General features: G+C 70.8%; 28 protein-coding genes and 3 tRNA genes. 21 read left to right on the forward strand and 10 right to left on the reverse strand.

What is annotated here, in order from left to right; translation table 11 throughout:
• Positions 1–69: 69 nt before the first annotated feature.
• The 4 genes from CXQ97_RS08795 (at position 70) to CXQ97_RS08810 (ending at position 3,694) form a co-directional block, all read left to right on the forward strand.
• Positions 70–411: a thiamine-binding protein gene (locus tag CXQ97_RS08795; protein WP_104180492.1), complete on the forward strand. Its 342-nt coding sequence runs from the start codon at positions 70–72 to the stop codon at positions 409–411.
• 46 nt (positions 412–457) lie between these two features.
• Entirely contained in the window at positions 458–994 is a 537-nt protein-coding gene (locus CXQ97_RS08800; protein ID WP_258062440.1) for a GNAT family N-acetyltransferase, read from the forward strand.
• Positions 995–1,007: 13 nt separating this feature from the next.
• Complete coding sequence (locus CXQ97_RS08805; RefSeq protein WP_104180493.1) at positions 1,008–1,820, forward strand: spermidine synthase; 813 nt, start codon at positions 1,008–1,010, stop codon at positions 1,818–1,820.
• Positions 1,821–1,966: 146 nt separating this feature from the next.
• The gene (locus CXQ97_RS08810) at positions 1,967–3,694 is read left to right on the forward strand and encodes a sodium:proton antiporter (protein ID WP_104180494.1); all 1,728 of its coding nucleotides are present in this window, start codon (positions 1,967–1,969) and stop codon (positions 3,692–3,694) included.
• 4 nt (positions 3,695–3,698) lie between these two features.
• Here the strand turns inward: CXQ97_RS08810 and CXQ97_RS08815 are convergent, their stop codons facing one another.
• The gene (locus CXQ97_RS08815) at positions 3,699–4,589 is read right to left on the reverse strand and encodes a LysR family transcriptional regulator (protein ID WP_258062441.1); all 891 of its coding nucleotides are present in this window, start codon (positions 4,587–4,589) and stop codon (positions 3,699–3,701) included.
• Positions 4,590–4,719: 130 nt separating this feature from the next.
• On the opposite strand from CXQ97_RS08815, the gene CXQ97_RS08820 reads away from it, so the two are divergent.
• Together CXQ97_RS08820 and CXQ97_RS08825 are read left to right on the forward strand one after the other, a co-directional pair.
• Positions 4,720–6,126 (forward strand): MFS transporter, encoded by a 1,407-nt coding sequence (locus CXQ97_RS08820; RefSeq protein ID WP_104180617.1) that lies wholly within the window; start codon positions 4,720–4,722, stop codon positions 6,124–6,126.
• Complete coding sequence (locus CXQ97_RS08825) at positions 6,123–6,908, forward strand: 3-hydroxybutyrate dehydrogenase (protein WP_104180496.1); 786 nt, start codon at positions 6,123–6,125, stop codon at positions 6,906–6,908. Before CXQ97_RS08820 ends, CXQ97_RS08825 begins: the two co-directional genes overlap by 4 nt.
• Positions 6,909–7,012: 104 nt before the next feature.
• Here CXQ97_RS08825 and CXQ97_RS08830 read toward each other — a convergent pair whose 3' ends face one another.
• The gene (locus CXQ97_RS08830; protein ID WP_104180497.1) at positions 7,013–8,464 is read right to left on the reverse strand and encodes an NCS2 family permease; all 1,452 of its coding nucleotides are present in this window, start codon (positions 8,462–8,464) and stop codon (positions 7,013–7,015) included.
• A 126-nt stretch (positions 8,465–8,590) separates the two neighbouring features.
• On the opposite strand from CXQ97_RS08830, the gene CXQ97_RS08835 reads away from it, so the two are divergent.
• Entirely contained in the window at positions 8,591–9,202 is a 612-nt protein-coding gene (locus CXQ97_RS08835; RefSeq protein ID WP_104180498.1) for a copper resistance CopC family protein, read from the forward strand.
• An 84-nt stretch (positions 9,203–9,286) separates the two neighbouring features.
• Here CXQ97_RS08835 and CXQ97_RS08840 read toward each other — a convergent pair whose 3' ends face one another.
• On the reverse strand, positions 9,287–9,940 hold the full coding sequence (locus tag CXQ97_RS08840; protein ID WP_258062442.1) for an FAD-dependent monooxygenase: 654 nt from the start codon (positions 9,938–9,940) through the stop codon (positions 9,287–9,289).
• A 269-nt stretch (positions 9,941–10,209) separates the two neighbouring features.
• Here CXQ97_RS08840 and CXQ97_RS08845 point away from each other — a divergent pair, with 269 nt between their 5' ends.
• The gene (locus tag CXQ97_RS08845) at positions 10,210–11,229 is read left to right on the forward strand and encodes a universal stress protein (RefSeq protein WP_104180500.1); all 1,020 of its coding nucleotides are present in this window, start codon (positions 10,210–10,212) and stop codon (positions 11,227–11,229) included.
• 115 nt (positions 11,230–11,344) lie between these two features.
• On the opposite strand, the gene CXQ97_RS08850 is transcribed toward CXQ97_RS08845, so the two are convergent.
• Entirely contained in the window at positions 11,345–11,716 is a 372-nt protein-coding gene (locus CXQ97_RS08850; protein ID WP_258062443.1) for a metallopeptidase family protein, read from the reverse strand.
• Positions 11,717–11,901: 185 nt separating this feature from the next.
• Between CXQ97_RS08850 and CXQ97_RS08855 the strand changes: the two genes are divergently transcribed.
• From CXQ97_RS08855 to CXQ97_RS08915, 13 genes are all read left to right on the forward strand, one after another.
• Positions 11,902–11,974: transfer RNA gene (locus tag CXQ97_RS08855), tRNA-Glu, on the forward strand.
• Positions 11,975–12,060: 86 nt separating this feature from the next.
• Positions 12,061–12,134: transfer RNA gene (locus CXQ97_RS08860), tRNA-Asp, on the forward strand.
• A 69-nt stretch (positions 12,135–12,203) separates the two neighbouring features.
• A tRNA-Phe gene (locus CXQ97_RS08865) sits at positions 12,204–12,279 on the forward strand.
• A gap of 317 nt (positions 12,280–12,596) precedes the next feature.
• Entirely contained in the window at positions 12,597–12,995 is a 399-nt protein-coding gene (locus CXQ97_RS08870) for a hypothetical protein (RefSeq protein WP_104180501.1), read from the forward strand.
• A 122-nt stretch (positions 12,996–13,117) separates the two neighbouring features.
• Positions 13,118–13,582 carry an Asp23/Gls24 family envelope stress response protein gene (locus CXQ97_RS08875; protein ID WP_104180502.1) on the forward strand — a complete coding sequence of 155 codons (465 nt, stop codon included), beginning with the start codon at positions 13,118–13,120 and terminating at the stop codon, positions 13,580–13,582.
• A 7-nt stretch (positions 13,583–13,589) separates the two neighbouring features.
• Positions 13,590–13,781, forward strand: coding sequence for a DUF2273 domain-containing protein (locus CXQ97_RS08880; protein WP_104180503.1), 192 nt, complete (start codon positions 13,590–13,592; stop codon positions 13,779–13,781).
• Between the two features lie 35 nt (positions 13,782–13,816).
• Positions 13,817–14,197: a hypothetical protein gene (locus tag CXQ97_RS08885; protein WP_104180619.1), complete on the forward strand. Its 381-nt coding sequence runs from the start codon at positions 13,817–13,819 to the stop codon at positions 14,195–14,197.
• Positions 14,194–14,796 (forward strand): DUF6286 domain-containing protein, encoded by a 603-nt coding sequence (locus CXQ97_RS08890; RefSeq protein WP_104180504.1) that lies wholly within the window; start codon positions 14,194–14,196, stop codon positions 14,794–14,796. The genes CXQ97_RS08885 and CXQ97_RS08890 overlap by 4 nt, the downstream gene beginning before the upstream one ends.
• Positions 14,793–15,455, forward strand: coding sequence for a hypothetical protein (locus tag CXQ97_RS08895; RefSeq protein WP_104180505.1), 663 nt, complete (start codon positions 14,793–14,795; stop codon positions 15,453–15,455). Before CXQ97_RS08890 ends, CXQ97_RS08895 begins: the two co-directional genes overlap by 4 nt.
• Positions 15,456–15,643: 188 nt before the next feature.
• Positions 15,644–16,990, forward strand: a complete 1,347-nt coding sequence (locus tag CXQ97_RS08900) for an ABC transporter substrate-binding protein (protein ID WP_104180506.1) — start codon at positions 15,644–15,646, stop codon at positions 16,988–16,990.
• A gap of 134 nt (positions 16,991–17,124) precedes the next feature.
• A complete protein-coding gene (locus tag CXQ97_RS08905) occupies positions 17,125–18,090 on the forward strand; it encodes a carbohydrate ABC transporter permease (RefSeq protein ID WP_104180507.1) in 966 nt (321 codons plus the stop codon).
• Entirely contained in the window at positions 18,087–19,052 is a 966-nt protein-coding gene (locus CXQ97_RS08910; protein WP_104180508.1) for a carbohydrate ABC transporter permease, read from the forward strand. Before CXQ97_RS08905 ends, CXQ97_RS08910 begins: the two co-directional genes overlap by 4 nt.
• A gap of 3 nt (positions 19,053–19,055) precedes the next feature.
• The gene (locus CXQ97_RS08915; RefSeq protein ID WP_104180509.1) at positions 19,056–20,066 is read left to right on the forward strand and encodes a LacI family DNA-binding transcriptional regulator; all 1,011 of its coding nucleotides are present in this window, start codon (positions 19,056–19,058) and stop codon (positions 20,064–20,066) included.
• Positions 20,067–20,224: 158 nt separating this feature from the next.
• On the opposite strand, the gene CXQ97_RS08920 is transcribed toward CXQ97_RS08915, so the two are convergent.
• From CXQ97_RS08920 to CXQ97_RS08945, 6 genes are all read right to left on the reverse strand, one after another.
• Positions 20,225–21,070 (reverse strand): hypothetical protein, encoded by an 846-nt coding sequence (locus tag CXQ97_RS08920; protein WP_104180510.1) that lies wholly within the window; start codon positions 21,068–21,070, stop codon positions 20,225–20,227.
• Positions 21,067–21,876 (reverse strand): exodeoxyribonuclease III, encoded by an 810-nt coding sequence (locus CXQ97_RS08925; protein ID WP_104180511.1) that lies wholly within the window; start codon positions 21,874–21,876, stop codon positions 21,067–21,069. The genes CXQ97_RS08920 and CXQ97_RS08925 overlap by 4 nt, the downstream gene beginning before the upstream one ends.
• A 26-nt stretch (positions 21,877–21,902) precedes the next feature.
• Positions 21,903–22,727: an ammonia-dependent NAD(+) synthetase gene (gene nadE, locus CXQ97_RS08930; protein WP_104180512.1), complete on the reverse strand. Its 825-nt coding sequence runs from the start codon at positions 22,725–22,727 to the stop codon at positions 21,903–21,905.
• 341 nt (positions 22,728–23,068) lie between these two features.
• Positions 23,069–24,067, reverse strand: coding sequence for a sugar phosphate isomerase/epimerase (locus tag CXQ97_RS08935; protein WP_104180513.1), 999 nt, complete (start codon positions 24,065–24,067; stop codon positions 23,069–23,071).
• Positions 24,064–25,278 (reverse strand): Gfo/Idh/MocA family protein, encoded by a 1,215-nt coding sequence (locus CXQ97_RS08940; protein WP_104180514.1) that lies wholly within the window; start codon positions 25,276–25,278, stop codon positions 24,064–24,066. Before CXQ97_RS08940 ends, CXQ97_RS08935 begins: the two co-directional genes overlap by 4 nt.
• A gap of 148 nt (positions 25,279–25,426) precedes the next feature.
• Positions 25,427–26,335, reverse strand: a complete 909-nt coding sequence (locus CXQ97_RS08945) for a sugar phosphate isomerase/epimerase (protein ID WP_104180515.1) — start codon at positions 26,333–26,335, stop codon at positions 25,427–25,429.
• Positions 26,336–26,341: the final 6 nt, after the last annotated feature.

The raw sequence follows: 26,341 nt of genomic DNA on the forward strand, positions 1-26,341 counted from the left end.
CCAGTCGGATACCCGTCCTCCCGCCGGCCTGCCCTGCCCACGGGCGTCGCCGCGTGCCAGACTGGGACCATGCTCGTAGCCTTCAGCGTCGCCCCGTCCGGCTCCTCCGACCTCTCAGACGAGAACCCCGACGGGTCGGTGCACGACGCCGTCGCCGCGGCGGTCGCCGTCGTGCGCGAGTCCGGCCTGCCGAACTCCACCGACTCCATGTTCACCACCATCGAGGGCGAGTGGGACGAGGTCATGGCGGTGGTGAAGCACGCCACCGACGCCGTCGCCCGCTACGGCAGCCGCGTGTCGCTCGTGCTGAAGGCGGACATCCGTCCCGGGCGTACCGGCGAACTGACCGGCAAGGTGGAGCGGCTGGAGGCGGCACTGGCCGAGCAGGAGCAGTTCGAGGGCCACTCCTGAAGCCACCCGACACCGTTCGGTGTCTTCAGGCCACTAAACTGACGACGTGACACAGCCCCTGCTGACGCTGCCCTACGTGATCCGGCCGGCCACGGTCGACGACGCCGAGGCCTACGCCCGCACGCACGTCGCCGGGCTGCACGAGACGTACGAGCGGCTCATGCCGCGCGCGTTCCACGAGTACTACGACGCCGAACTGCCCGCCATCATCGAGCGCCGACGGGCGGCCTTCGCGGACGCCGAGCGGCTCCCCGGCCGCGCACGCAGCTGGCTGGCAGCCGACGACGACGGAGAGCCCGTCGCGATCGCGACGTCGGGACCGGGACGCGACGAGGACCGGCCCGACTTCGAACTGCACCACATCTACACACTGCGCTCCACCCACGGCACCGGACTCGGGCAGCGCCTGCTCGACACCGCGATCGGCGCGAGGGCCGCCTACCTCTGGATCCTCGACGGCAATCCGCGGGCCGAGCGCTTCTACGTCCGCAACGGCTTCGTCCCGGACGGGACGTCCATGCTGTGCGGGCCCACCTGGCACCACAGGCCGATGTTCCGGATGCACCGCCCCGACCAAGAGTGAGAAGACTTCCCTGATGGCGAGACCCACCGGTCCGAGCCCCGAGATCGGCGAGTTCCCGATCGACACGGGGACCTGCGAACTCGAGCCCGACCCGTACACCCCGGACGGCTGGGTGCTGCGCATCAACGGGGTGCCCAGCTCGCACATCGACCTCGCGGATCCGCTGCACCTCGACTTCGAGTACATGCGGTGGATCGCGTCGCTCGTCGATTCCCGCTGGGCGTCCTCGGACCGGCTCCGCGTGCTGCACCTCGGTGGGGGAGCCTGCTCGCTCGCGCGCCGGTTCGCCGCCAGCCACCCCCAGGCGCGCCAGGTCGTCGTCGAACTCGACGGGCGCCTGGCCGAGCTGGTGCGCGGGTGGTTCGACCTCCCGCGGGCGCCCCTCGTCCGCATCCGGGTCGGGGAGGCCCGGGCCGTCACGGAATCGTTGAGCGAGGGCAGCCGCGACCTCGTGATCCGCGACGTGTTCGCCGGTGCCGTGACGCCGCCGCCCCTGACGACGCGGGAGTTCACGGAGGCGGCCAAGCGGGTGCTCGCGGACGACGGCGTCTACCTGGTCAACTGCGGCGACAGCCCGAACCTCGCCATGGCCCGGCGCGAGGCGGCGACCATCGCCGCCGCGTTCACCTCCACCGTGATCATCGCCGACCCCGCGATGCTGAAAGGCCGCCGCTACGGCAACGTGATCATCGCCGGGAGCGACGCCCCCCTCGGTGAGGACCCCGGACTGACCCGGGAGCTGCTCGGCGGGGGAGTGCCGGCGCACCTCTGGCGGGACGCCCGCGTGCGGACCTTCGCGGCGGGCGCGCAGCTCCTCACGGACTGACCGCCGGCGCGGCGGCGCCCGTCCGGTCCGCCGTCCGCATCGGTCCCGGGGCGACGCCGTCCCGTCGTCCTCCGGTCCCGGCGTCAAGCGGGGCGCCGCCCAGCGCCGGGACTCCCGTCCCCGGGCCCGCCCACTAGGCTGGCCGGGTGGAACTGGGACTGCTGGGCATCATCGGGATCGCCGTCCTGGTCGGCGTGGCCGTGCTGTCCAACCGCGTGGGGGTCGCGGCTCCGCTCATCCTCGTCGTCGTCGGGATCGGGCTCTCGTTTGTGCCGGGCGTGCCGAGCTTCAGCATCCCCGACGAGTGGATCCTGACCGGCATCCTGCCGCCCCTGCTCTACGCCGCGGCGATCAAGACGCCGGTGACGGACTTCCGCCGGAACCTCACGCCGATCGCCAGCCTGTCCGTGGCCCTCGTCGTCGTCTCGGCCCTCGTCACCGGGCTCCTCCTCCACGCCCTCCTGCCCGGGCTCGGCCTCGCGGCGGCCATCGCGCTCGGCGCGGTCATCAGCCCGCCCGACGCCGTCGCCGCCACGTCCATCGGCCGGCGGCTCGGTCTCCCGCCGCGGCTGCTCACCGTGCTCGAGGGCGAGGGCCTGGTCAACGACGCGACGGCCCTCGTGCTCCTGCGCAGCGCCATCGCCGCGTCCGCCGGTGCCCTGAGCGGCCTCGGTGCGGCCCTGGCTGACTTCGCCTTCGCCGTCGTCGTCGCGGTCGTGGTGGGCTACGCGGTCGGGGCCGTGACGGTCCTCGTCCGGTCCCGGCTCGACGACCCCGTGCTGGACACCGCGCTGTCCCTGGCCGTGCCCTTCATCGCCTTCCTGCCCGCCGAGGAACTCCATGCCTCCGGCGTGCTCGCCGTGGTGGTCGCCGGCATCTACACGGGGCACCACAGCGCCAGCAGGATCGACGCCCGCGCGCGCATCAGCGACAACGTGAACTGGCGGACGGTGCAGTTCCTGCTCGAGAACGGCGTGTTCCTGCTGATCGGCCTCGAGATCCGGGGACTGCTCCGAAGCATCGACCAGTCCCTGCTGACGGTCGGGCAGACGATCCTGATCGGCCTCCTCGCGACCCTCGTCCTGATCCTGCTGCGATTCCTCTGGGTCTTCCCGCTCGTGCTGCTCATGCGGCGCCTGCCGAGCCGGGCCGAGCGGCGCACGCTGCAGTTGAGCCGGGGACTGGGCCGGCTCCGGAAGCTCGGTACGCTCGATGCCCGGCAGGAGCGCCGCAAACGGGCCCTCACCCGGCTGTACCAGCGCCGCAAGGCGGACCTCGACCTGGAACGGCGGGAGGGCTTCGGCTGGAAGGGCGCCACCGTGCTCGGCTGGTCCGGCATGCGCGGCGTGGTGACGCTGGCCGCGGCGCAGTCCCTGCCCGAGTCGTTCGCCTACCGGGAGCAGCTCGTGCTGATCGCGTTCACCGTCGCCGTCACCACCCTGCTGGTGCAGGGCGGCACGCTGCCCGCACTCATCCGGGTGCTGAAGATCGAGGGGATCGACGTCGACGCCGATCGTGAGGAATCCGCGACCCTGTTCGACGAGCTGCGTACCGAGGGGCTGCGCGTGCTGGACGACCCGCAGGCGGTCATGGGCGAGGACGTCGAGGTCGACGACGACGTGCTGGACCGCGTCCGCGCCGACACGGGGATGCGGACGGAGTTCGAGTGGGAGAAGGCGCGACTGCCGGAGCAGAAGCTCGTGCGGTCGCCGCACCGCCAGTACCGCGACCTGCGACTGGCCGTGCTCGAGGCGGAGCGGCAGGCGCTGCTCGCCGCCCGGGCCCGCGGCACCTACTCCTCGCGCGTGCTGGCGAAGGCCCAGCGCATCCTGGACGTCGAGGAGACACGCCTCCGGCCCCGGAGCGGCGCGTAGCGCGTCAGCGGCGGCCCAGGAGCTGCGCCTCCATGGCCGCGGTCGCCCGGCGCAGGGCGTCGACGACGGCCGCCACCGCCGGCTGGCGCAGCGCATCGGCCCGCACCACGAGCCAGTAGTCGAGCTCCTCCGCGACGTCGGAGGGGAGGAGGCGGATCAGGTCGGCGTGCCGGTCCGCCATGAAGCAGGGCAGCAGGCCGAGCCCCGCGCCCGCCCGGGTGGCTTCGACGTGGACGAAGACGTTGGTCGAGCTCAGGGCGTCGCGCATCGTGGGCAGGAGCCGCCGGGGCGCATCGAGGCTGTCCACCTGCAGCATCGAGTCGATGAAGTACACGAGCGGGTGACGCACGGCCTCCTCGAGGGTGCCCGGCGCGCCGTGCGCCGCGAGATACTCCTCCGACGCGTACAGCCCGAGGACATAGGTGCCCAGCCGCTCCGCCTCCGCCCGGTGCACCTGCGGTTCGCCGACCACCACCTCGAAGTCGAGGCCCGTCCGCGTCTGCGAGGCCCGCCGTGTCGCGGTGATGATCTCGATGCTGAGCCGGGGGTGTGCGGCCCGCAGCCGCGCGAAGGCCGGAGCGGCGATGAGGGCACTGAAGCCGTCCGTGGCGCTCATGCGCACCACGCCCGAGAGCGCGCCGTCGTCGTCGCCCAGCCGGGCGACCGCCTCCGCGACGACGGCCGCCGCGTCCGCCGCCCGTCGGCCCAGGTCCGTCAGTTCCCATCCGCCGCTGCCGCGCGAGACGACGCGCCCCCCGAGCGCCTTCTCGAGGGCCGCGATCCGCCGGGACACCGTGGTGTGGTTCAGTCCCAGCGCATCGCCGGCCGTGGTGAAGCGCCCGCTCTGCGCGACGGCGAGCAGCACCACGAGATCCTGGGCATTGGGCGGGAGCATATCTGCAGTATCGCAGAGCAGGAGTGCCGATCTGGCCATTGGCGGACCGAAAGAGTGCAGGGATACTCGAAGGAACCAATCAGGGCCCCGACGTGGGTCCGCCATGTCAGCGTCGACAGAGGAGATCTTCATGAGCGTCAATCAGCGCTCGAACACCCCCGGTAACCAGCAGGGCGACGGAACGGCCGACGAGGCGTCGGGCCTCAAGCGGATCGTCGCGGCAGCCATGGTCGGGACGGTCGTCGAGTGGTACGAGTTCTTCCTGTACGCCACGGCGGCGAGCCTGGTCTTCGGGACCTTCTTCTTCCCCAACGCGGGCTCCGAGCTGGACGGCATCATCGCGGCCTTCCTCACCTACGCCGTCGGCTTCGTGGCCCGGCCGCTCGGAGGGATCGTCTTCGGGCAGATCGGTGACAAGCTCGGCCGCAAGCACACACTCCAGCTCACCATCATCCTCGTCGGCGTCGCCACCTTCCTCATGGGATGCCTTCCCGGCTTCGACTCGATCGGCTACTGGGCTCCGGCGCTGCTGGTGATCCTGCGCTTCATCCAGGGCTTCGCCGTCGGAGGGGAGTGGGGCGGTGCCGTGCTCCTCGTCGCCGAGCACAGCCCCAACCGGTCCCGCGGATTCTGGTCCAGCTGGCCGCAGGCGGCCGTCCCGGTCGGGAACCTCCTCGCGACGCTCGTCCTGCTGGGCATGAGCTGGATCCTGCCGCAGGACGAGTTCCTCAGCTGGGGCTGGCGCGTGGCGTTCTGGGTCTCCGCGATCATCGTGGTGATCGGGTACTACATCCGGACGCATGTCAGCGAGGCCCCGATCTTCCTCGAGGCGCGCGAGAAGATCGAGTCCGAGAAGGCCGTCAGCTACGGCGTCCTCGAAGTGGTCAAGCGGTACCCCAAGGGGGTCCTCGGAGCCATGGGCCTGCGGTTCGCGGAGAACATCCTCTACTACATCATCGTCAGCTTCACGATCGTCTACCTCAAGACCGTGCACCAGTACGACACCTCGCAGCTCCTGCTGGCCCTCCTGATCGCGCACGTGGTCCACTTCGCCGTGATCCCGCAGGTGGGCAGGCTGTCCGATGCCTTCGGCCGCAAGCCGGTCTACCTGGTCGGGGTGGTCCTCGGTGCCACGTGGGCGTTCTTCGCCTTCCCGATGTTCGACACCCTGAACCCCTTCCTGATCATCCTGGCGGTCACGATCGGCCTCGTCTTCCACGCCTTCATGTACGCGGGACAGCCGGCCATCATGTCGGAGATGTTCCCGACGCGCATGCGGTACTCGGGCGTCTCCCTGGGCTACCAGGTGACCTCGATCCTCGCGGGTTCGCTGGCACCGATCATCGCCACGGCCCTCCTGCAGGAGTACGGCAGCTGGGTACCCGTCGCCATCTACCTCCTGATCGCCTGCGCCATCACGCTGGTCGCCGTCCTGACCCTCAAGGAGACCCGCGGGATCTCCCTGCGCGACGTCGACGCGGAGGACGCGCGGCGCCACGGACTGGACGAGCCCGTCGTGGAACAGGCCAAGCCATGAGCACGACGGCGTCCCAGCCGGCGACGGCCCTGACCCCGGAGCCCCTCGCGGGCCGGCGTGCGCTCATCACGGGCGGCGCGAGCGGGATCGGTGCGGCGTGCGCCCGCGCGCTCGCCGGACGGGGCGCCCATGTCGTCGTCGCGGACCGGGATGCGGCCGGTGCCGGGGACCTGGCCGCCGACCTCGGCGGCGAGGCGTGGTCAGTCGACCTGCTCGACACGCGGGCGCTCGAGACGCTGACCCTCGAGGCCGACATCCTCGTGAACAACGCGGGGATCCAGACGGTCAGCCCCCTCGAGGACTTCGATCCCGAGGACTTCCGCCGCATCCAGCGGCTGATGGTCGAGGTGCCGTTCCTGCTGATCCGCGCCGCGCTCCCGGGGATGTATGCCCGGGGCTTCGGCCGGATCATCAACATCTCCTCGGTCCACGGCCTGAGGGCCTCGCCGTTCAAGGCCGCCTACGTGACGGCCAAGCACGGCCTCGAGGGGCTTTCCAAGGTCACCGCCCTCGAGGGCGGTGCCCACGGCGTCACGAGCAACTGCGTCAACCCCGGCTACGTCCGCACACCCCTCGTGGAGAACCAGCTGGCCGACCAGGCGCGCCTGCACGGCATCAGCGAGGAGGAAGTGCTCGAGAGGATCATGCTCACCGAGTCGGCCGTCAAGCGGCTCGTGGAACCGGAGGAGGTCGCCTCGCTCGTCGCCTGGCTGGCGGGCGACGACGCCGGCATGGTGACCGGTTCCTCCTACGTCATGGACGGCGGCTGGTCCGCCCGCTGAGCCGCGGCGGGACCCTGCTCCGGCGACACCCCGGATCCAGCGACGACGGCGGCCCCACCCGCCGTCGTCGCTTCTCCTCGCCCGGGCACGACGGCCCCGCCGGATCAGATGCCGAGCAGTTCCTCGATGGGTCCGATGCCGAAGAACACCACGAACGCCGCGGCGACGGCCCACATCAGGGGATGCACCTCGCGTCCGCGGCCCTGGATGGCGCGGATCAGCACGAAGGCGATGAAGCCCGCGCCGAGGCCGTTCGCGATCGAGTAGGTGAACGGCATGAGGGTGAACGTGAGGAAGGCCGGGAGGGCGACGCCCCAGTCCTCGAAGTCGATGCGCCCCACCTGGGCCACCATCATGAAGCCCACCACCACGAGTGCGGGGGCCACGGCCTCGAACGGGACGAGGCTGATGAGCGGCGTGAAGAACATCGCCAGCAGGAACAGCAGGCCGGTGACGACGTTCGCGAGTCCCGTGCGGGCGCCTTCACCGATCCCGGCACCGGACTCGACGTAGATCTGGTTGGAGGACACCGAGCCGGCACCGCCGGCGACCGCACCGAGCGCGTCCACGACGAGGACGCGGTTCACGCCGGGGATGTTGCCCTTGGCGTCCACGAGCTTCGCCTCGTTCGCGAGGCCCACCATGGTGCCCATCGCGTCGAAGAAGATGCTGAGCAGGATGGTGAAGGTCAGCAGGACCGCTGCCGTGCCGCCGAGGTGGCCGAAGGCGCCGAACAGGCTGACGTTGCCCACGAGGCCGAGGTCGGGCGCGCCCACCCAGGAGCCGGAGGGCAGTTCGGGGACCACGAGGGACCAGCCCGCCGGGTTCGGGTCCTGGCCCGGTGTGAAGCTGGGACCCACGTCGAAGACGGCCTCGAGCACGACGGCGAGCGCCGTCGCGGCCAGCACGCCGATGAGGATGGCCCCGCGCACCCTGCGGACCACGAGGGCGATGGTGAGGATGAGCCCGACGACGAACACCAGGGTGGGCCAGCCGATGAGGACGCCGCCGAACCCGAGGCCCACGGGCACCGTGGTGTTGGCGACGTCGGGCACCCGGCGCACGAAGCCGGCGTTGACGAGGCCGATCAGGGCGATGAACAGGCCGATGCCGACCACGATCGCCGTCTTGAGGCTCTCGGGTACCGCGTTGAAGACCGCCGTCCGGAACCCCGTGAGGACCAGCACGAGCATCGTGAGCCCGGCGAGCATCACGAGACCCATGATGTCCGGCCAGGTCAGCCCCGGGTTCGTCGCCACGGTGATGGCGACGAACGCGTTGACGCCGAGGCCCGTGGCGAGGGCGAAGGGGTACTTGGCCCACGCGCCCATGACGATCGTCAGGATGCCCGCCACGAGCGCGGTCACGGCGGCGACGCGCTCGAAGCCCAGTTCGGCGCCGGAGGAGTCGGCGCCGGCGAGGATGAGGGGGTTGAGGACCACGATGTAGCTCATCGCGAAGAAGGTGGCGAGACCGCCGCGGATCTCCCGGGAGAAGGTGGACCCCCGCTGCGTGATGTCGAAGTAGCGATCCAGCGCGGAACCAGTTTTGAGCATGGGGGATCCTCGGGCGAAGGGGCGGGGGGCGGTCGGGGAAAGTCTATCCCGGTGCCCGTCGGAGGCGCGGTTCGTGACGGCCGCGGTCCCAGCGCCCGGTCAGGGACTCCGCGTAGGGTTGGGGGCATGTCTGCCCTCCTCCTGCGCGCCCAGCATCCCGGGACGGCGCGTCGTCGTCCCCTCCGCCCCGTGACCGCGATCCTGCCGGCCGTCCTGCTCGCCCTCGCCGTGCTCCTCGGCGCCGGCGGGACGGCGAACGCCCACGACGAACTGAGCGGCACCGCTCCGGCCGAGGGCGCCACCGTGGAGGTGCTCCCGCCGAGCCTCGAGCTCACGTTCTCCAACGTGCCGTCCGGGATCGGCGCGCAGGTGCAGGTCCTCGACGAGTCCGGGACGGACTGGGCGGACGGCCCGGTGGCGATCGTGGACCGGACGGCCACCCAGCCGCTCCGCTCGGGGGCCCCGGCCGGTGCGTTCACCGTCAACTGGCGCGTGGTGAGCTCGGACTCCCACCCGATCGAGGGCACGTTCGCCTTCACGGCGCAGCAGGGCTCGACGACGGTGCCGGACGCGGCGAGCACCGCCGGTCCCGTGGAGGCGGAGGACACCACCAACGAGACGCAGACGGCCGGAGTGAGCGATTTCCCGTGGAGCATCGTCCTGATGATCGCGGCCCTCGTGGCGATCACCGTGGCGCTCGCCGTCACGGCACGCCGGCGGCTCGGCGCCGGCAAGTAGCAGGTCCCGGTCCGGCCCGGACCGGCACCGTCGGGGGCAGCCGGAGTGGACGTTCCTGCGGACGCCGTCGGGCGCCGGGGCGCGTCAGGCGCCCAGGGGGGAGACGGCCGGGTGCAGCGGGGCGATGCGGTTGAGCGCGGCGGGCCCCTGAGCCACGATCGCATCGCTCACGAGTTTCGCCTGGCGCACGATCTCGCGCGTGGTGGGCGTCAGCAGCTCTCCCACCCCGACGAGGTGCAGGCCGATGGCGCGCAACGCGGCCTTGAGGTCCCTGCCGATCGCGATGCCCATGGACCGCAGGAATTTCCGCAGTTCGTTCTGCGGGTACTTGGTCAGGACCACATGGTCGGCGAGGAGGACGCCGTCGGCCGTCTGCACGGCCCATTTCTTGCGGCCCACGGGACCCTTGATGAGTTTCGGGTGCCCGATGATGCTGAGATGCTCCGCCACGGTGGTCTGCCGGACGTCGAGCTGATGGGCGGAGGCATAGGCGCGGAGGAGCCGCATGAGTTCCGTACGCTCCGAGAGGGAGACGGAGTCCGTCATGACGGTGCGCATGGCACCCGAGTCGAAGCACTCGAGGCTCTCGACCACGATCGAACTGATGCCGCGGCGGCTCAGTTCACTGGCGACGGCGAGGCCGGACAGCCCGGAGCCGATGACCACGGTGCTCGTATGCTCCGCGGACGCGGGCGGCATGGACGCAGAGCGGACCGGGTCGAGCGGTAAGGGATCCACCGGGTCACCTCTCCACGAAGCATAGGGTTCCGTACGGTCCGGCGCCTCTTCCGGACCGTACGGACTCTTGGCTGCGAACGGGTCAACCAAGAGCACGACGCACGGAGGCAGACGGCCCATGGCCCCGGCCCCCGCAACGGGTCCTCGCAGCCTATATAACTTTTCAGACCCTGAATAGCCCGGTGGATGGACCGCGGACGAGCGGGTGCGCTACAAATGGGGGACCGGCCGCCAGAGGCGGTAGGACACGCGACCGAGGGAGGCTTGCCGTGAGCAACGAGCACGCAGAAGGCCCGTCGCACGGGCTCGCACAGCACGGGATCGTCGTCGGTGTCGACGGTTCCGACCAGAGCACGTGCGCCCTCCTCTGGGCCGCTCGTGAGGCCGAGCGGCGCGCGTCGCTGCTCTACGTGGTGACCGCCTACACCGTGCCCGTCTTCGCGGCGTCGAGCATGGACGCCGGCTACGCCACCGTGGACGACGACGTCATCCGTGAGAGCGCGCAGGCCGTCCTCACCGAGGCGCTGACGCACGTCGAGGGCATGGCCGTGGACGTGCGTCCCAGGATCGAGACGGGAGATGCCGCGGGCGTGCTCCTGGATCTCTCCGAGGAGGCCGAGCTCATGGTCGTGGGCTCGCGCGGACGCGGTGGGTTCGTGGGCCGTCTCCTCGGCTCCGTCAGCAGTGCCCTGCCCGCCCACGCCAAGTGCCCGACGGCGGTCATCCCCGTGTGCACGGGTGTGCGCCTCGGGCACCCGGAACTGGACAGGAAGCCGCGCAGGGACAGGGTCCAGGCGCCCGCCGCGGTGGAGCCGATCGTCGTGGTGGGCGTCGACGGCTCGGAGCAGGCGCGCACGGCCTCGCTCGCGGCGGCCGAGGAGGCGCGGTCGAGGGGACTCGCGCTCCGCGTCATCTGCTCGGTGGCACCCTTCAACGGCTCGCTCGCCTGGGTCCCGGCGCCCGTGGACCGGGAGGCCCTCCACGCGGACCTCGCCGTCCAGCTCGCCGCCGGCCGTGACTGGCTGAAGAGCCACTTCCCCGACGTGGACATCCGCGTGGACCTCGTGGACGGACCGCCCGCCGAAGTCCTCATCGAGGCCTCCGCGACCTCGGAGCTGCTCGTGGTGGGCACGCGGGGCCGCGGCGGGTTCGCGGGGATGCTGATGGGCTCCACGAGCCAGGGGGTCCTGCACCACGCCCGCGGACCGGTGCTGATCGTGCCGGACAAGGCGGACCCGCGCCTCGAGGACCGCAGCTCCTTCGGGCCGATGATCGCCCCCGTCCGCTAGGAACTCCCGGACGCCTCCCGCACACGGCGTCGGACGTCCCACACCGGCCCTGAGGGGCGGGATGCCCCGGCCGGGGTCCGACGCACCGGCCACCTCGCCGCGAGGCCGGGTCGCGTCAGTTCCAGCCGAGCTCGTGGAGCCGTGCGTCGTCGATCCCGAAGTGGTGGGCGATCTCGTGCACCACGGTCACCAGGATCTCCTCCACGAGTTCCTCCCGGCTCTCGCACAACCGCATGAGCGGTCCCCGGAAGATGCTGATGCGATCCGGCAGGGAGCCGGCATCCCACCACGAGTCCCTCTCGGTGAGCGGGGTCCCCTCGTAGAGGCCGAGCAGTTCGGTGTCCGCGGGTTCGCCCGGAGCAGGCTCGTACTCCTCGACCACGAAGATGGCCACGTTGTCCATGGCGCGGGCGAGGTCGTCGGGAATCTCGTCGATGGCGTCATCGACGGCTTCCTCGAACTCCTCACGTGAAATCTCGAACGGCACGCCCCGATCGTACAGACCGTGCTCCGGCCGCCCGGGAGGCACCCCCGCGTGCGGTCCCCGGAGGCCGGCCGTGATTTTGTGTATACGCCGAAGTGCCCCTATAGTCTTATAGGTCCACGACAGGGAATGATCCGCCGGAAACGCTTGCTCTCCGGAGGGTCGCAGGAACCCGACGTGTGGTCCGGGCCCCCATCGTCTAGCGGCCTAGGACACCGCCCTTTCACGGCGGCGGCACGGGTTCGAATCCCGTTGGGGGTACGCAGGAGAGGCCCTCACGGGCGGTCAGCCGGTACGAAAAGTGCTGGTAGGCTGGAACTCTTGCAAACGGCAAGTGAAGTTAGCAAGGCCCTGTAGCGCAGTTGGTTAGCGCGCCGCCCTGTCACGGCGGAGGTCGCGGGTTCAAGTCCCGTCAGGGTCGCTCAGGCGGCTGGATCCCCTCGGGGACCGGCCGGGCTGGATACGGTGATCATCGTCGCGATGATCGCAAGGCTCTGTAGCTCAGTTGGTAGAGCGTTCGACTGAAAATCGAGAGGTCACCGGATCGACGCCGGTCGGAGCCACCACAAAACCCCGTAGTTCCTCCCGGAACGCGGGGTTTTTTCGTGCCCGACGCCCGTGGTCCGACCGCCTCCCGGTCGACGTCCGGGTTCGCGCGATAGCATCGCGCCCGACGACCCCCGCCGCATCCCCGCTGGGCAGGCCCTCCGGTTGCCCGGGAGAACCACTTGGGATAGTAGTGGAGGTTTCGCGCGTTGAACCTCCGGGATCGCGCCGACACGAGAGGGCACCAGTGAGACTCCTGCATTCCGCAGCCGGGCTGTGTGCGCTCGCTGCAGCCCTCACGGGATGCAGCCCGGGCGGTCCTGCGCCCGAGGAGACCATGCTCACGATGCCCGCCAGCCCCTCCGCGGAGCCGGATACCGTCACCGGGACGCCGTCCGGGCCTGCCGCCCGGCCCGAGGGGAGCGACGCATCGGCGACCGGGGCGGCGGCCGATCCGTCCGAGCACTGCGTGATCGTGGCCGGCGGGGTCACCACGGCGATGCTCGCACCGCTGAGCCTGCGCTCGAACACGGACCCCGACGAACTCCTCGCCCTGGAGCAGCAGATCCTCGACCTCCGGGACAAGGTCCCCACGGAATTGCACGACGACTTCACGACCCTCGCCCACTCCGTGGAGGCACCCCCGAAGGGCTCCGGCACCTTCGACGAGAAACGCTTCCGGCGGGCCATGGCGCCCGTGCAGGACTGGCTCGGGGAGCACTGCACAGGCTCCTGACCCCGGCGTGCCCCGCCGTCGCGCCGGTCCGCAGGGAAGCGGTGCCCGCCCGCAGGGGTGCGTACCGCCCTGTCCCGGGCACGGTGGCTTAGGCTGGGCACAAGCGAAAGGGGCCTTCTCCGATGATCGAGCAACCTGTGGGGCGGCCGTTGCCCGTCCTCCCCGACGCACCCGCCGGACGGACGGTCATCGGTGATCCCGCCGCCGTGAAGATCGCCGCCATCGCCGCCCGGTCCGTGCCGGGAGTGCATGCGCTGGGACCGGGTGCCGGCCGTGCGCTCGGAGCGATCCGCGACGCCGTCGGAGCCAGTGAGCCCTCCCACGGGGTCAAGGTCGAGGTGGGGCAGACCCAGATCGCGGTGGACATCAGCCTGATCGCCGAATACGGCTACGCCCTCCACGCCCTCGCCGATGCCGTGCGGGGAGCCGTCTACGACGCCCTCACCGACATGGTCGGGCTCGAGGTCATCGAGGTGAACGTCGAGGTGCTCGACGTCCACCTGCCGCAGCCCGCCGAGACGAAGGCGGACCGCGTCCGCACCACCGGTTCCACGGGCGCCACGCAGATCAAGCCACCGGTCGAATGAGGAAGCCATGACGCCCACCACCACCGGCATGGCCGCCGGAGCCGTCCTCGCCTTCGCGGCACTGATCTTCGGCTTCTGGGGCTTCCTCCTCACCCTGGTGCTCGTGCTGTGCGGCGCCGTCGTCGGGCGGGTCGCCGAAGGCAAGCTCGACCTCCGCGGCGTCCTCGACGCCCTGTCCGGCCGACGCTCGTCCTCGTGACCACGGCGTCCGTTCCCGCCGCAGCCATCCACGCCGTGACACCCGCTCCTCCGCTCCGGCGCCCGGTACCCCTGTCCGGGCACAACCGCATCACCACGCAGGCGCTGACCAGCCTCGCCCGGGCCGCTGCCGCCGACGCCCTCGGCGTGCAGCCCGGCCAGGTCAGGGCGACGTTCTCGGACGACCGTGGCCTGCTGGCGCTCCTCCTCGCCCTGTCCCTGCCCGTTCCGCCCCTGGCCCGCGTCCTCGACGAGCCCGGGATCGTCGACTCCTTCGGGGGCCCGATCCTCACCCGCGCGGAGGCCGCCCGCGCCCCGATCCTCGAGCGGGTCGAGGAGCTCAGCGGCGCACGGCTGAGCCGCGTGGACATCCGGATCATCGGCAGCACGGTGAGCAGGGGGGCGAGGGTGCTGTGAGTGCGGACCCGGCCTCCCGCGGGGCGCCCGCGTCCACGGGGCGACTCGTGCGCCGTGAACTGCATTCCTCCCGGGCGCTCCCGTCGGTGGTCGTCGCGGTCCTCCTGATCGCAGGGTGCCTGCTCCTCCTGTTCGAGTCCGTGCTCAAGGCCGTGGGGGACGAGCCGTTCCTCCTCGACGTCGAGGAGGCGGCCGCGTGGCTCGGCGCCCTTCCCGGCGGAGTGCCCGGCTCGCTGCTCGGGGCTGCCTCCTTCCTGCTGCTGGTGCTCGGAGCGTTGCTCCTCCTGCTCGCCCTCCTGCCCGGACGACGCGCCCGCTACACGATCCCGAACGGGCGCGCCGCCGTCGTCGTCGACGCGGAGGTCGTGGCGTCGTCGCTGGCCCGTCGGGCGCGCGTCGCCGCCGGGGTGGCGCCCGAGCAGGTCCTCGTGACGGTGGGCCGCAGCCTCGTCACCGTGCAGATCAGGCCGACCTCCGGCGTCCGCGTCGACGCCGACGCCGTCCGGGCGGCCGTCGCGGACGACCTCCGGCGCTCCAGTGTGGAGCCCGGGCCGAGGATCACCGTGGTCGTGGCCGAGGCGGGGGTGATCGGGCAGTGAACACCACACCGAGGCTGCTCAACCGGCTCGTGCTCGGCGTCGTCGGGCTCCTCACCCTCGCCCTGGGTGCCACGGGGCTCGCCGTCCTGGCCCTGCCCGCCGTCTCCTCGTGGTGGCGCGCCGCGGCGCTGCGGGCCGGCGATGCGCTCGACGGGTTGCGGGCCCGGACCACGCTCGAGGGTCAGGCGGACACCTGGCTGTGGATCGCGCTCGCGGCCTTCCTCCTGTTCCTGATCGTGATGCTCGTCCTCTGGATCGCGGCCCAGGGACGAGGCCGGACCGGCCTGTTCGCGACGGGTGCCGGCGCGCCCGCGTCGGGCACGGCGTCGCCGGGGGCTTCCGGTCCGGCGGCCGTCGACGGCGGGACGGCGGGATCGGTCACGATCACGGCCGCGGCGGCGGAGCAGGCGCTGAAGGCCGCGCTGCTCGAACGGTCCGATCTCGCCGGTGCGGCGGTGAGCACCTGGCAGGTCCGGGGCGTGCCAGGCCTCCGGGTCCGCGTCCTCCCGCGGAAGGGGGTCCCTCCCTACGTGGTCGCCGCCGAGGTCGCCCGCCTCGTCGAAGCCCTCGACGCGGTGACCGGTTCCCGGCCGCCGGTCCTCATCAGCATCGATTCGGGTGCCCGGGTGCGCTTCACGCGGGCGGAACGCGTCAGCTAGCTCCCGTCGTGTGCGGCGGATCACAATTGCGCATCGAAGCGGTCGGCAGGGCGCGGCGGGTTGTCGAGGCGCTTTGCAAGCGCTTACGCTGACTTCATCATTCAGGGATGCTGAACACCACCGGTCGCGGGCCCCCAAGGGCCCGCGACCGGTCCGTGATGCACCCCAGGACAAAGGAGTCTGTTTCAATGGCGACCATTCGCTCACGGAAGTTGCTGCTGCCCACCGCAGCACTCAGTGTTTCCCTTCTCGCACTCGCCGGCTGCGGTTCCGAAGGATCCGACAGCGCCGGCGGATCGGGCGACGCGGACTGCGCGGCCTACGAGTCGTACGGGACGTTCGAGGACGCCGAGGTCAGCGTCTACTCGACCATCGTCGACGTCGAGGCCGAGCTGCTCGAGAACTCCTGGACGGACTTCGCGGACTGCACCGGCATCGAGGTGGCGTACGAGGGGTCGAAGGAGTTCGAGACCCAGATCGGCGTCCGCGCGCAGGGTGGCACGGCTCCCGACCTGGCCATCTTCCCGCAGCCCGGTCTGCTCGCCGCTCAGGCGGGCAACCTGAAGCCCGCTCCGCAGGCCGTCTCGGACCTCGTCGACGAGGGCTGGTCCCCGGACTGGAAGAAGTACGGCACGGTGGACGGCACGTTCTACGCGGCTCCGATGCTCGCAAACATCAAGGGCTATGTCTGGTATGACCCCGCCACGTTCGAGGAGAAGGGCTGGGAGGTCCCCGCAACCTGGGACGAGATGACCGAGCTGACCGAGAAGATCGCCGAGGAAGAGGAGATGAAGCCGTGGTGCGCGGGCTTCGAATCCGGTGAGGCGACCGGCTGGCCGGGCACGGACTGGGTCGAGGACGCGGTGCTCCGTGACCACGGTCCGGAGGTCTACGACCAGTGGGTGGCCCACGAGATCCCGTTCAACGACCCGCAGATCGTCGAATCCTTCGACCGTGTCGGAGAGATCCTGAAGGACGACGACTACGTCAACGGCGGGTTCGGCGATTCACGCTCCATCCTCTCGACGGCCTTCGCCGAGGCGGGCCAGCCCGTCCTCGACGGCCAGTGCGCCATGCACCACCAGGCATCCTTCCAGGCCGCCAACTGGCCCGAGGGGACGAACGTCGCCGAGGACGGCGACGTCTGGGCCTTCATGACGCCGCCCGTCGACCCTGCCGATGGCACCGCCATCACCGGCGGTGGCGAGATGGTCGGTGCCTACTCGGACCGCCCGGAGGTACAGGCACTGCAGACGTACCTCGCGAGCGCCGAGTTCGCGAACGCGCGTGTCTCGCAGGGTGGTGCCATCAGCGCCAACAAGGGGTTGGACCCGGCGTTGGCCGGATCGGATCTCGACCGCCAGTCCATCGAACTGCTCCAGGATCCCGAGACCGTCTTCCGTTTCGACGGCTCGGACCTCATGCCCGGCGCGGTCGGGGCCAACTCCTTCTGGAGCGGCATCGTGAACTGGCTCAACGGTTCGTCCACGGAGGAAGTCACGAAGTCCGTCGAGGACAGCTGGCCCGACTCCTGATGCACTGACGACCCGGACCGGCCTGCCCGCAGGCCGGTCCCGGTCAGGGTGTGACAGGGCGCGGCGCCACCCGCGCCGCGCCCTGTCCGACCCGCCCGACACCAGTTCGTGCTGCGCACCAAGGAGGCTGTGCTGTGGAAGATATTGCAGAAAAAGGGCTACAGGTGGTGGTGGGGCTCGCCGTCTTCGCCGCCATCATCGGCCTCATCATGTTGGTCGTCGACCGGGCGCCGAAAAGCGGCCGGGAGAAGGTCCAGATCGCCGGATTCCTGGCGCCGGCCCTCGTCCTGCTCGCCGTCGGCCTCGTGTTCCCCGCGCTGCAGACCTCGTACCTCTCCCTGACGGACCGGAACGGCGACTTCGTCGGACTCGACAACTTCGTCTGGATGTTCACGCAGCCCGAGGCGCTGGTGACCCTGCGCAACACGGTCATCTGGGTCGTCCTCGTCCCGCTGCTGGCCTCCTCGATCGGCCTCGCCTACGCGGTCTTCATCGACCGCGCCCGGGGCGAGAAGGCCCTGAAGGCGCTCGTCTTCATGCCCATGGCGATCTCCTTCGTCGGCGCGGGCGTCATCTGGCGCTTCGTCTACGCCTACAAGGGCCCCGAGCAGGACCAGATCGGGCTCTTCAACCAGATCCTGGTGTGGTTCGGACAGGAGCCGAAGCAGTTCCTGCTCGATGCGCCCGAGAACACCCTGTTCCTGATCGCGGTCATGATCTGGATCCAGACCGGTTTCGCCATGGTGGTCCTGTCGGCCGCCATCAAGGGCATCCCCACGGAGATCGTCGAGGCGGCGCGGCTGGACGGCGCCAGCGCCTGGCAGCAGTTCACCAACGTCACGATCCCGACCATCCGCGGGTCCCTGATCGTCGTCGTCACGACCATCACGATCGGCACGCTGAAGGTCTTCGACATCGTCCGGACGATGACGGCGGGCCAGTACGAGACGTCGGTGGTGGCCAACGAGATGTACACCCAGGCGTTCCGGGCCGGTGAACCCGGACGGGGTGCCGCGCTGGCCCTGGTCCTGTTCCTGATGGTTCTGCCCGTGGTCGTCTACAACGCCCGGTTGCTCCGCAAGCAGAAGGAGATCCGATGAGTACCGTGCCCCTGGAGAACACGAAGCCCCTCCTCACCGACGCGGGGGAGGACGGCCCGCCGGAGCGCCCCGCCCTGCAGAAGCGGGTCAAGCAGCGCCTGACGTCCCGCACCGCGACAGCGGCCGCGGTGATCATCGCGGTCATCTGGACCATTCCGACCTTCGGCCTGCTCGTCTCCTCCTTCCGGCCCGAGGACAACATCAAGGGCAACGGCTGGTGGAACGTCATCACCGACCGCCAGTTCACCCTCGAGAACTACGCCGACGTCCTCAGCCCCGGCGGCAGCCAGTCCCCGAACCTGCTGTCCTACTTCGTCAACTCGCTGGCCATCGTCATCCCGGGGACGATCTTCACGCTCGTCCTCGGGTCGATGGCCGCGTACATGTTCGCCTGGGGCCGGTTCAGGGGCAAGGACGGCCTGTTCATCTTCGTGTTCGCCCTGCAGATCGTGCCGCTGCAGATGGCGCTGATCCCGCTCCTCCAGCTCTTCACGCAGGTCCTGAAGTTCGGCGACTTCCAGCTGCTGCCCAGCGGCACGTACGCGCAGCTCTGGGTGGCCCACACCATCTTCGGGCTGCCGCTGGCGATCTTCCTGCTCCACAACTTCATCGCCGAGATCCCCGGAGAGGTGATCGAGGCCGCGCGGGTCGACGGCGCGGGTCACGGCACGATCTTCTGGCGGATCATCATCCCGCTCGCCACGCCCGCCCTCGCCTCGTTCGGTATCTTCCAGTTCCTGTGGCTGTGGAACGACCTGCTGGTCGCCCTCGTCTTCTCGGGCGGCGGGGCGGACGTCGCCCCCATCACGCAGCGCCTCGCCGAGATCCAGGGCTCGAGGGGCGGCGAATGGCAGCGGCTCACCGCGGGTGCCTTCGTCTCGATCATCGTCCCCCTCGCCGTGTTCTTCGGGCTGCAGCGCTACTTCGTCCGAGGGCTGCTGGCGGGCGGCCTGAAGGGCTGAGGCATGACGAGCATCGACGATGTCGCGGCGGCCCTCGGGGTGTCCACCGCCACGGTGTCCCGTGCCCTGCGCGGGCTGCCGGGCGTGGCCGACGAGACCCGCGCCCGGGTCACGGCGACCGCCAAGAGCCTCGGGTACGTGCCGTCGTCGGCCGCGTCCGGGCTGGCGTCGGGGCGCACCATGGCGATGGGCGTCCTCCTGCCCGCGATCGACCGGTGGTACTTTTCGGCGGTGCTCGAGGGCGTCGACCGGCAACTGCGTGCCGCCGGGTACGACCTGATCGTGTTCAGTCTCGGCAGCGACGGCGTCAACCGCGACCGCGTGTTCCACCGCTCGATCCTGCGCAAGCGCATCGACGCCCTCCTCGTCATGTGCATGCACCTGACGGCGGAGGAGCGGGAAGCGGTGCAGCAGCTCGAGTACCCCCACATCGTCGTGGGCGGTGCGGTCGAGGGCGTACGCCATGTCGGGATCGACGACGCCCAGGCGGCGCGGGACGCCGTCGAGCACCTGATCGGACTCGGCCACACGAGGATCGCGCACATGCGCGGCGGCGGATCGTTCGACATCGACTTCGAGGTGCCGCGCATCCGCGAGCACGCGTACCAGCAGGCCATGGCGGACCACGGCCTCGCCGTGCGGGAGGACTGGTCGGCGTTCGGCGACTTCGCGTTCGCCACCTCCCGCGTCTCGGCGCTGGCCCTGCTCGCCGACCCGACGGACCGGCCGACGGCGGTGTTCTGCTCCTCCGACGAGATGGCGTTCGGCGTGCTGCGGGCCGCGGCCGAACTCGGCATCGACGTGCCGGGCGCCCTGTCCGTCATCGGGATCGACGACCACGAGTTCGCCGAGCCCATGGGCCTGACGACCATCCGCCAGGACCCGGCGGACCAGGGCGCCTATGCGGCGGACCTCCTGCTGGGCGAGCTGCTGCGCAACGAGCCGGCGGAGTACCCGCCGGCCCGCCCCCATCTCCTCGTCCAGCGGGCGTCCACGGGGCCGCTCCGCGCCTGATCCCCGCGCTCGATCCCCGCGCCCCCGCCCGCCGTCGTTCCCGGCGTCGTTCCCGGTGTCCGACGCCCACACAGGTGTCGACGAGGGGCGCGCCGGGACCGCCCGGGCACGAGGCCCGGACGACGGGAACGACGGCGGTGCCCCCCGTCGGCGCGGCGTCAGGACGCGCGGGCGAGCTGGCGGATCGGGATCCACCGTGAGGCGAGGCGCCGGTAGGAGGCGGCCGCGCCCATCATGTCCGCCTCGGCGAGGCTCTCGATGCCGAGACGCACGTCCATGGGGGAGTCGTCCGGGAAGACCCGGTCAGCCACCGGCCCGTAGTCCACCTCGACCACGGCGTCGCGCCGGAACACCTCGAGCCACTCGACGATCTCCGTGAGCTCGTCCAGCAGGTCCATCTCCGGTGCGCCGATCGCGAGCTGGGCGACCGAGCGCCTGCCACGGTCGATGCAGTCGCCGATCCTCGCGGAGATCCGGACCGTCGAGACACGCCCGTCGTCCTCGACCACCTCCGTGAGGTCGTCCTCGTGGATCAGGACGAACCAGGCGAACGGCACCCCCCACGTCGCCGAGCGGGTGTGCAGCTTGGCGACGGTGTCCGCGAAGGTGTCCGGGTCCAGCCGCGCCTGGTGTGCCTCGCGGGCGACCTCGGGAACGAGCACGTCGATCAGGGGGCCGCGCAGGCTGTGGTCGAGCGACTCGGCCGCGAGGGTGGTGCGGACGGCCAGCTGATTGGGGCAGTAGTAGGGGGCCGTGGTGCCGCTGAGGCCGGGGAAGTGGGTGACCCGGACGAGGTCCGGCTCGTGGTGCGGGAAGGGATCGGAGACGCTGCGCAGGATCCGGCGCAGCGACTGCTCGTGCTCGAGGGTCTCGGTGAGGGTCCGCTCCCGCGCGCGCTGTTCGAGGATCACGAGCTGTTGCGCATCGGAGAACGCGTCGAGGGGCTCATAGACGCGGAGGTAGGAGACGTAGGGGAACGGCCTGCCACCGCCCGTCGGGCTCACGGCCCGCTGAGTTCCACGACGACGGGAGCATGGTCGGAGGCACCCTTGCCCTTGCGCTCCTCGCGGTCCACGAATGCGTTCGTGGCTCGGGCGGCGAGGGCGGGCGAGCCGAGGACGAAGTCGATGCGCATGCCCTCCTTCTTGGGGAACCTCAGCTGCGTGTAGTCCCAGTACGTGTAGAGGCCGGGGCCGGGCGTGTACGGGCGCGCCACGTCGGCGAACCCCGAATCGAGGAACGCCTGGAACGCGGCGCGCTCGGGCGGGCTCACGTGCGTGTAGCCGCCGTTGACGAACAGGTCGATGTCCCAGACGTCCTCGTCGCGGGGGGCGATGTTCCAGTCACCCATCAGGGCGATCTGCGCCTCCGGGTCCTCGTCGATCCAGCGCTGCGCATGGCCCCGGAGGACGTCGAGCCACTCGATCTTGTACGGCATGTGCGGATCGTCGAGCGCCCGCCCGTTCGGGACGTACAGGCTCCACACGCGCACGCCGCCGCAGGTCGCGGCGATGGCGCGGGCCTCCTGGACCGCCTCCGTCCCTGGCTTGCCGAAGGTGGGCTGGCCGGGGAAGGTGCGTTCGACGTCGTCGAGCCCCACCCGCGAGGCGATGGCGACGCCGTTCCACTGGCTCAGGCCGAAATGCGCCACCTCGAACCCGCTGTTCTCGAACAACTCCCAGGGGAAGTTGTCGTCCTTGCACTTGGTCTCCTGAATGGCGAGGACGTCGACGTCGGACCTGTCCAGCCACGCCTCGACGCGGTCGGCGCGGGCACGGAGGGAATTGACGTTCCAGGTGGCGATCTTCACGGACCCTACGTTACCAACGGCGGTGTTTACTCCCGCCACCATGAATCGAAGATACTCACGGGCACGGTGCGCTTGTGTCGTGTGATCCAGTAGCGGTGCTCGATCGACTTCGCCGCGTCGGGGTCGACGTCGCGTCCCTCGAGGTAGTCGTCGATCTGCTCGTAGGTCAGCCCGAGCTCGTTCTCGTCGGCCCGGCCGGGCAGGTCGTCGAGCAGGTCCGCCGTCGGGATCTTCTCGTAGAGGGCCGCTGGCGCCCCGAGTTCCTTGAGCAGGGCGCGGTTCTGGCGCTTGTTGAGGCCGAAGAGCGGCAGGATGTCCGCGCCGCCGTCGCCGAACTTCGTGAAGAAGCCCGTCACGGATTCCGCGCCGTGATCCGTACCGACCACGAGCAGGTTGTGCTGCCCGGCCACCGCGTACTGCGCCACCATGCGCGCGCGGGCCTTCGTGTTGCCCTTGGTGAAGTCGGAGATGCGCTCGCCGGTGGTGTGCGCGTACTCCTCCTGGAAGCCGTCGACGGCGGGCGCCACGTTGAACACCCTCGAGGTGCGCGGCTCGATGAAGGCGAGGGCCGCCTGGGCGTCCTCCTCGTCCTTCTGCACGTTGTAGGGCAGGCGCATCGCGATGAAGTCGGCGTCGATGCCCTCGGACCGCAGTTCGTCGACGGCGAGCTGGGCGAGCTTGCCGGCGAGGGTCGAGTCGAGTCCGCCGCTGATGCCGAGGACGAACCCGCGGGTGCCCGTGGACCTGACGTAGTCCTTCAGGAAGGCGACCCGGCTGCGAACCTCGGCAGCGGGGTCGATGGTGGGTTTGACGCCCATTTCCTCGATGATCTGTGCCTGGAGTTCACGCATGCCCCCTAGGCTACTCCGCTTCGATTTCTACGAGGTTACGAAATCAGGTGAGCTTCCGGCTCAGGAGGGGGCCGCCGCGCCGGGTGCCCAGACCCGCGGGGGATGTACCCCGGGTCTGGGCGGCCGCGCCGGGTGCACGGGCCGGACGGAGCCGATGGAGGGGGCCGCCGCGGCGGGTGCCCCGACCCGTGGGGGGTGTGCCCCGGGTCTGGGCGGCCGCGCCGGGTGTGCGGACCCGAGGGCCCCGACCCGGCGAGCCCGACGACCCCGCGGACCCGGACCCTGGCCCTCACCCGACGAGCCCGTCGAACCACCCGCCGGTCCCGGTCCCACCCGGCAGGCTACTGGCTGAACGCCGCGTCGAACGAGGTCTCGGACGGCGCGAAGTCGAAGCCCTTCAGGAAGGCGAGGGCCTCGGGTGCGCCCTGCAGGCGATCCATGCCGGCGTCCTCCCACTCCACCGAGATGGGCCCCGTGTAGCCGATGGCAGTGAGCGCCCTGAAGCTGTCCTCCCAGGGCACATCGCCCCGACCGGTCGAGACGAAGTCCCAGCCACGTCGCGGGTCGCCCCAGGGGAGGTGCGAGGACATGATCCCGTTGCGGCCCCCGCCCATGCGCATCTTCGTGTCCTTGCAGTCCACGTGGTAGATGCGGTCCTTGAAGTCGGAGATGAAGGCCACCGGGTCGATCTGCTGCCACATGAAGTGGCTCGGGTCCCAGTTGAGGCCGAACGCGGGGCGGTGGCCGATGGCCTCCAGGGTGCGCTGGGTGGACCAGTAGTCGTAGGCGATCTCCGAGGGGTGGACCTCGTGGGCGAAGCGGACGCCGCACTCGTCGAAGACGTCCAGGATGGGGTTCCAGCGGTCGGCGAAGTCCTGGTAGCCCGCCTCGATCACGCTCGCGGGGACGGGCGGGAACATGGCCACGTACTGCCAGATGGAGGAACCGGTGAAGCCGACGACGGTGTCCACGCCGAGCCTCTTCGCGAGCCGCGCCGTCAGCTTCATCTCCTCGGCGGCGCGTCGACGCACACCCTCCGGGTCGCCGTCGCCCCACACCGTCGGCCCGACGATCGCCTGGTGGCGGAAGTCGATCGGGTCGTCGCAGACGGCCTGGCCCTTGAGGTGGTTCGAGATGGCCCAGACCTTCAGGCCGTTGCGGTCGAGGATGTCGAGGCGGTCCTGGATGTAGGCGTCGTCGTCCCACCGCCAGGCGTCGAGGTGGTCGCCGGACACGGCGATCTCGAGGCCGTCGTAGCCCCACCGGCCGGCGAGCTCGGCGACCTTCTCGAAGGGGAGGTCGGCCCACTGGCCGGTGAACAGGGTGAAGTTGCGGGTCATGCAGTCTCCTTGGCTGGGACGGGCGAGTGGGCGGGGGTGGCGGAACCGACCTGCACGACGGCGCTCCTGGCCGCTGCGCTCTCCTCGACGGCGGCGAGCACGCGCTGGAGCTGGAGGCCGGCCTCGAAGGAGGGCTGGGTGGGCTCGCCCGTCCGGATGGAGGTGAGGAAGTCGCGCAGCTGGTGCGTGAACGTGTGCTCCCAGCCGATGATGTGGCCCGGCGGCCACCATGCGTCGAGGTAGGGGTGTCCCGGCTCGGTGACGAGGATGCGGCGGAAGCCCTGCTCGGTCGCCGGGCCGGCCGCCTCCATCAGCCACAGCTCGTTGAGGTTTTCCAGGTCGAAGCGGAGTGCCCCGCGCTCGCCGAAGACCTCGATGCGCAGGCCGTTCTTCACCCCGGTGGCCATCCGCGAGACCTCGACGGTGGCGACGGCCCCTCCGGAGAGTTCGGCCGTGATCCAGGCGGCGTCGTCGACGGTGACCGGTTCCCGCCCGTCGGGGCCGGGCCGCTCCTCCACGAAGGTGCGCAGGCGGCCCGAGACCTCCGCGACGTGCTGCCCGGTGAGGAACTGCACCTGGTCCAGGGCATGGGAGGCGATGTCGCCGAGCGCCCCCGAACCGGCGGTCTCCCGGCGGAGCCGCCAGGTCATGGGGGACTCGGCGTCGGCCAGCCAGTCCTGCAGGTAGGCGACGCGCAGCTGGCGGATGGGGCCGAGCCGGCCGTCCGCGATGAGGTTCCGGGCGTGGGCGAGGGCCGGGACACGCCGGTAGTTGAATCCGACCATGGACTGGACGCCGTGGTCGCGGGCCCGGACCGCCGCGGAGACCATCTCGGCGCTCTCGTCGATGCTGTTCGCGAGCGGCTTCTCCACGAGGACGTGCTTGCCCGCCTTCAGCGCCTCGATGGCGATCTCGGCGTGGAGGTACCCGGGGGTGCAGATGTCCACGATGTCGACGTCGTCGCGGTGGATCGCCTCGCGCCAGTCGGTGGAGGATTCCTCCCAGCCGTAGCGCTCGGCGGCCTCCGCGGTCCGCTCGGCGTCGCGGCCGACGATGACGCGCCGCGCGGTGGCGGGGACGTCGAAGTGGCTGCCGACCGTGCGCCAGGCCGCCGAGTGCGCCTTGCCCATGAAGGCGTAGCCGATCATGGCGACGCCGAGGGGGCGGGTCGGAGACCCGTCCGGTACCTGACCGGCAGAAGGGGATGTCATCGTGTTCCTCCAGGAGGGTGCGGTGGGGCGCGGCTACTCGACGGAGTGGACCGCATTCCAGTATGTCGGACTTCTGCCGACCGTCGGGCAGAAGATCGTGATCGGGAACCCGTCACCGCACCCCACCGATCCGAGGTGGTGCTCGGCGTCAGGAGGGGCCCTGCAGCGTCGGGGTGGTGCGGCGGGTCTGGCTGGGCTCCGCCCGACGGAGGAAGGCCAGTCCGTCCCGGGCCAGGTGGTCCTGGCTCGAGGCCAGGGGACGCCAGATCGACGCCGCGACGGCGATGCTCGCGTTGTGTGCGGTGAAGCTCTCGATGTTCACCGGCCCCTCGTACCGCACGTCGTCGAGCGCGGCGAAGAGTGCCGGCCAGTCCGTCTGGTCGCCCCCCGGCGCCCCGCGGTCGTTGCCGCACACCTGCAGGTGGACCAGATGCGGGCCCGCCCGCCTGATGGCCTCCGCGGAGGAGCGCTCCTCGATGTTGAGGTGGTACGAGTCGAGCGCGAGGCCGATGCCGCTGCCGAGCAGCGGCCCGAGTGCGGCGAGGGCCTGGGCCACGGTGTTCAGGAAGGACGTCTCGTACCGGTTGAGCGGTTCGATACCGAGGACCACGCCGGCGGCGACGGCATGGTCGGCGACGGGTGCGAGGTTCTCCCGCAGTTCCGCGCAGGCCGCGTCGCGCTCGTCGTCGTCCATCCTCCAGACCCGGCCGGTGGCGGAGTAGAAGGGGCCGCACACCGTCCCGGCCCCGATCGCCTGGGCCAGGTCGATGCAGTCCAGCAGGTAGCGCTGGGTCTCGCGGGTCGCCGCGGGAGAGGCGCCGACCAGGTCCCTGCCCGGCGCCATCGCCCCGACCACCGTGGGGACCAGGCCCGTGGCGGCCACAGCGTCGCGCACCACCTTGGCCGTGAGGTCCCCCGCGTTCTCGAGGGGGAGTTCCACGCCGTCGAACCCCAGATCGGCGATCCTGGCGAGCAGAGGAGGCAGGTCCGCGTCCGTCAGCGGTGAGGTCCACACCCACGTGTTGATCCCGAGAGGGCGGGCTGCGCCGTCATCCATGGTCCT

This window comes from Arthrobacter sp. B0490 (genome assembly GCF_002929355.1).
Classification (GTDB): domain Bacteria; phylum Actinomycetota; class Actinomycetes; order Actinomycetales; family Micrococcaceae; genus Arthrobacter_D.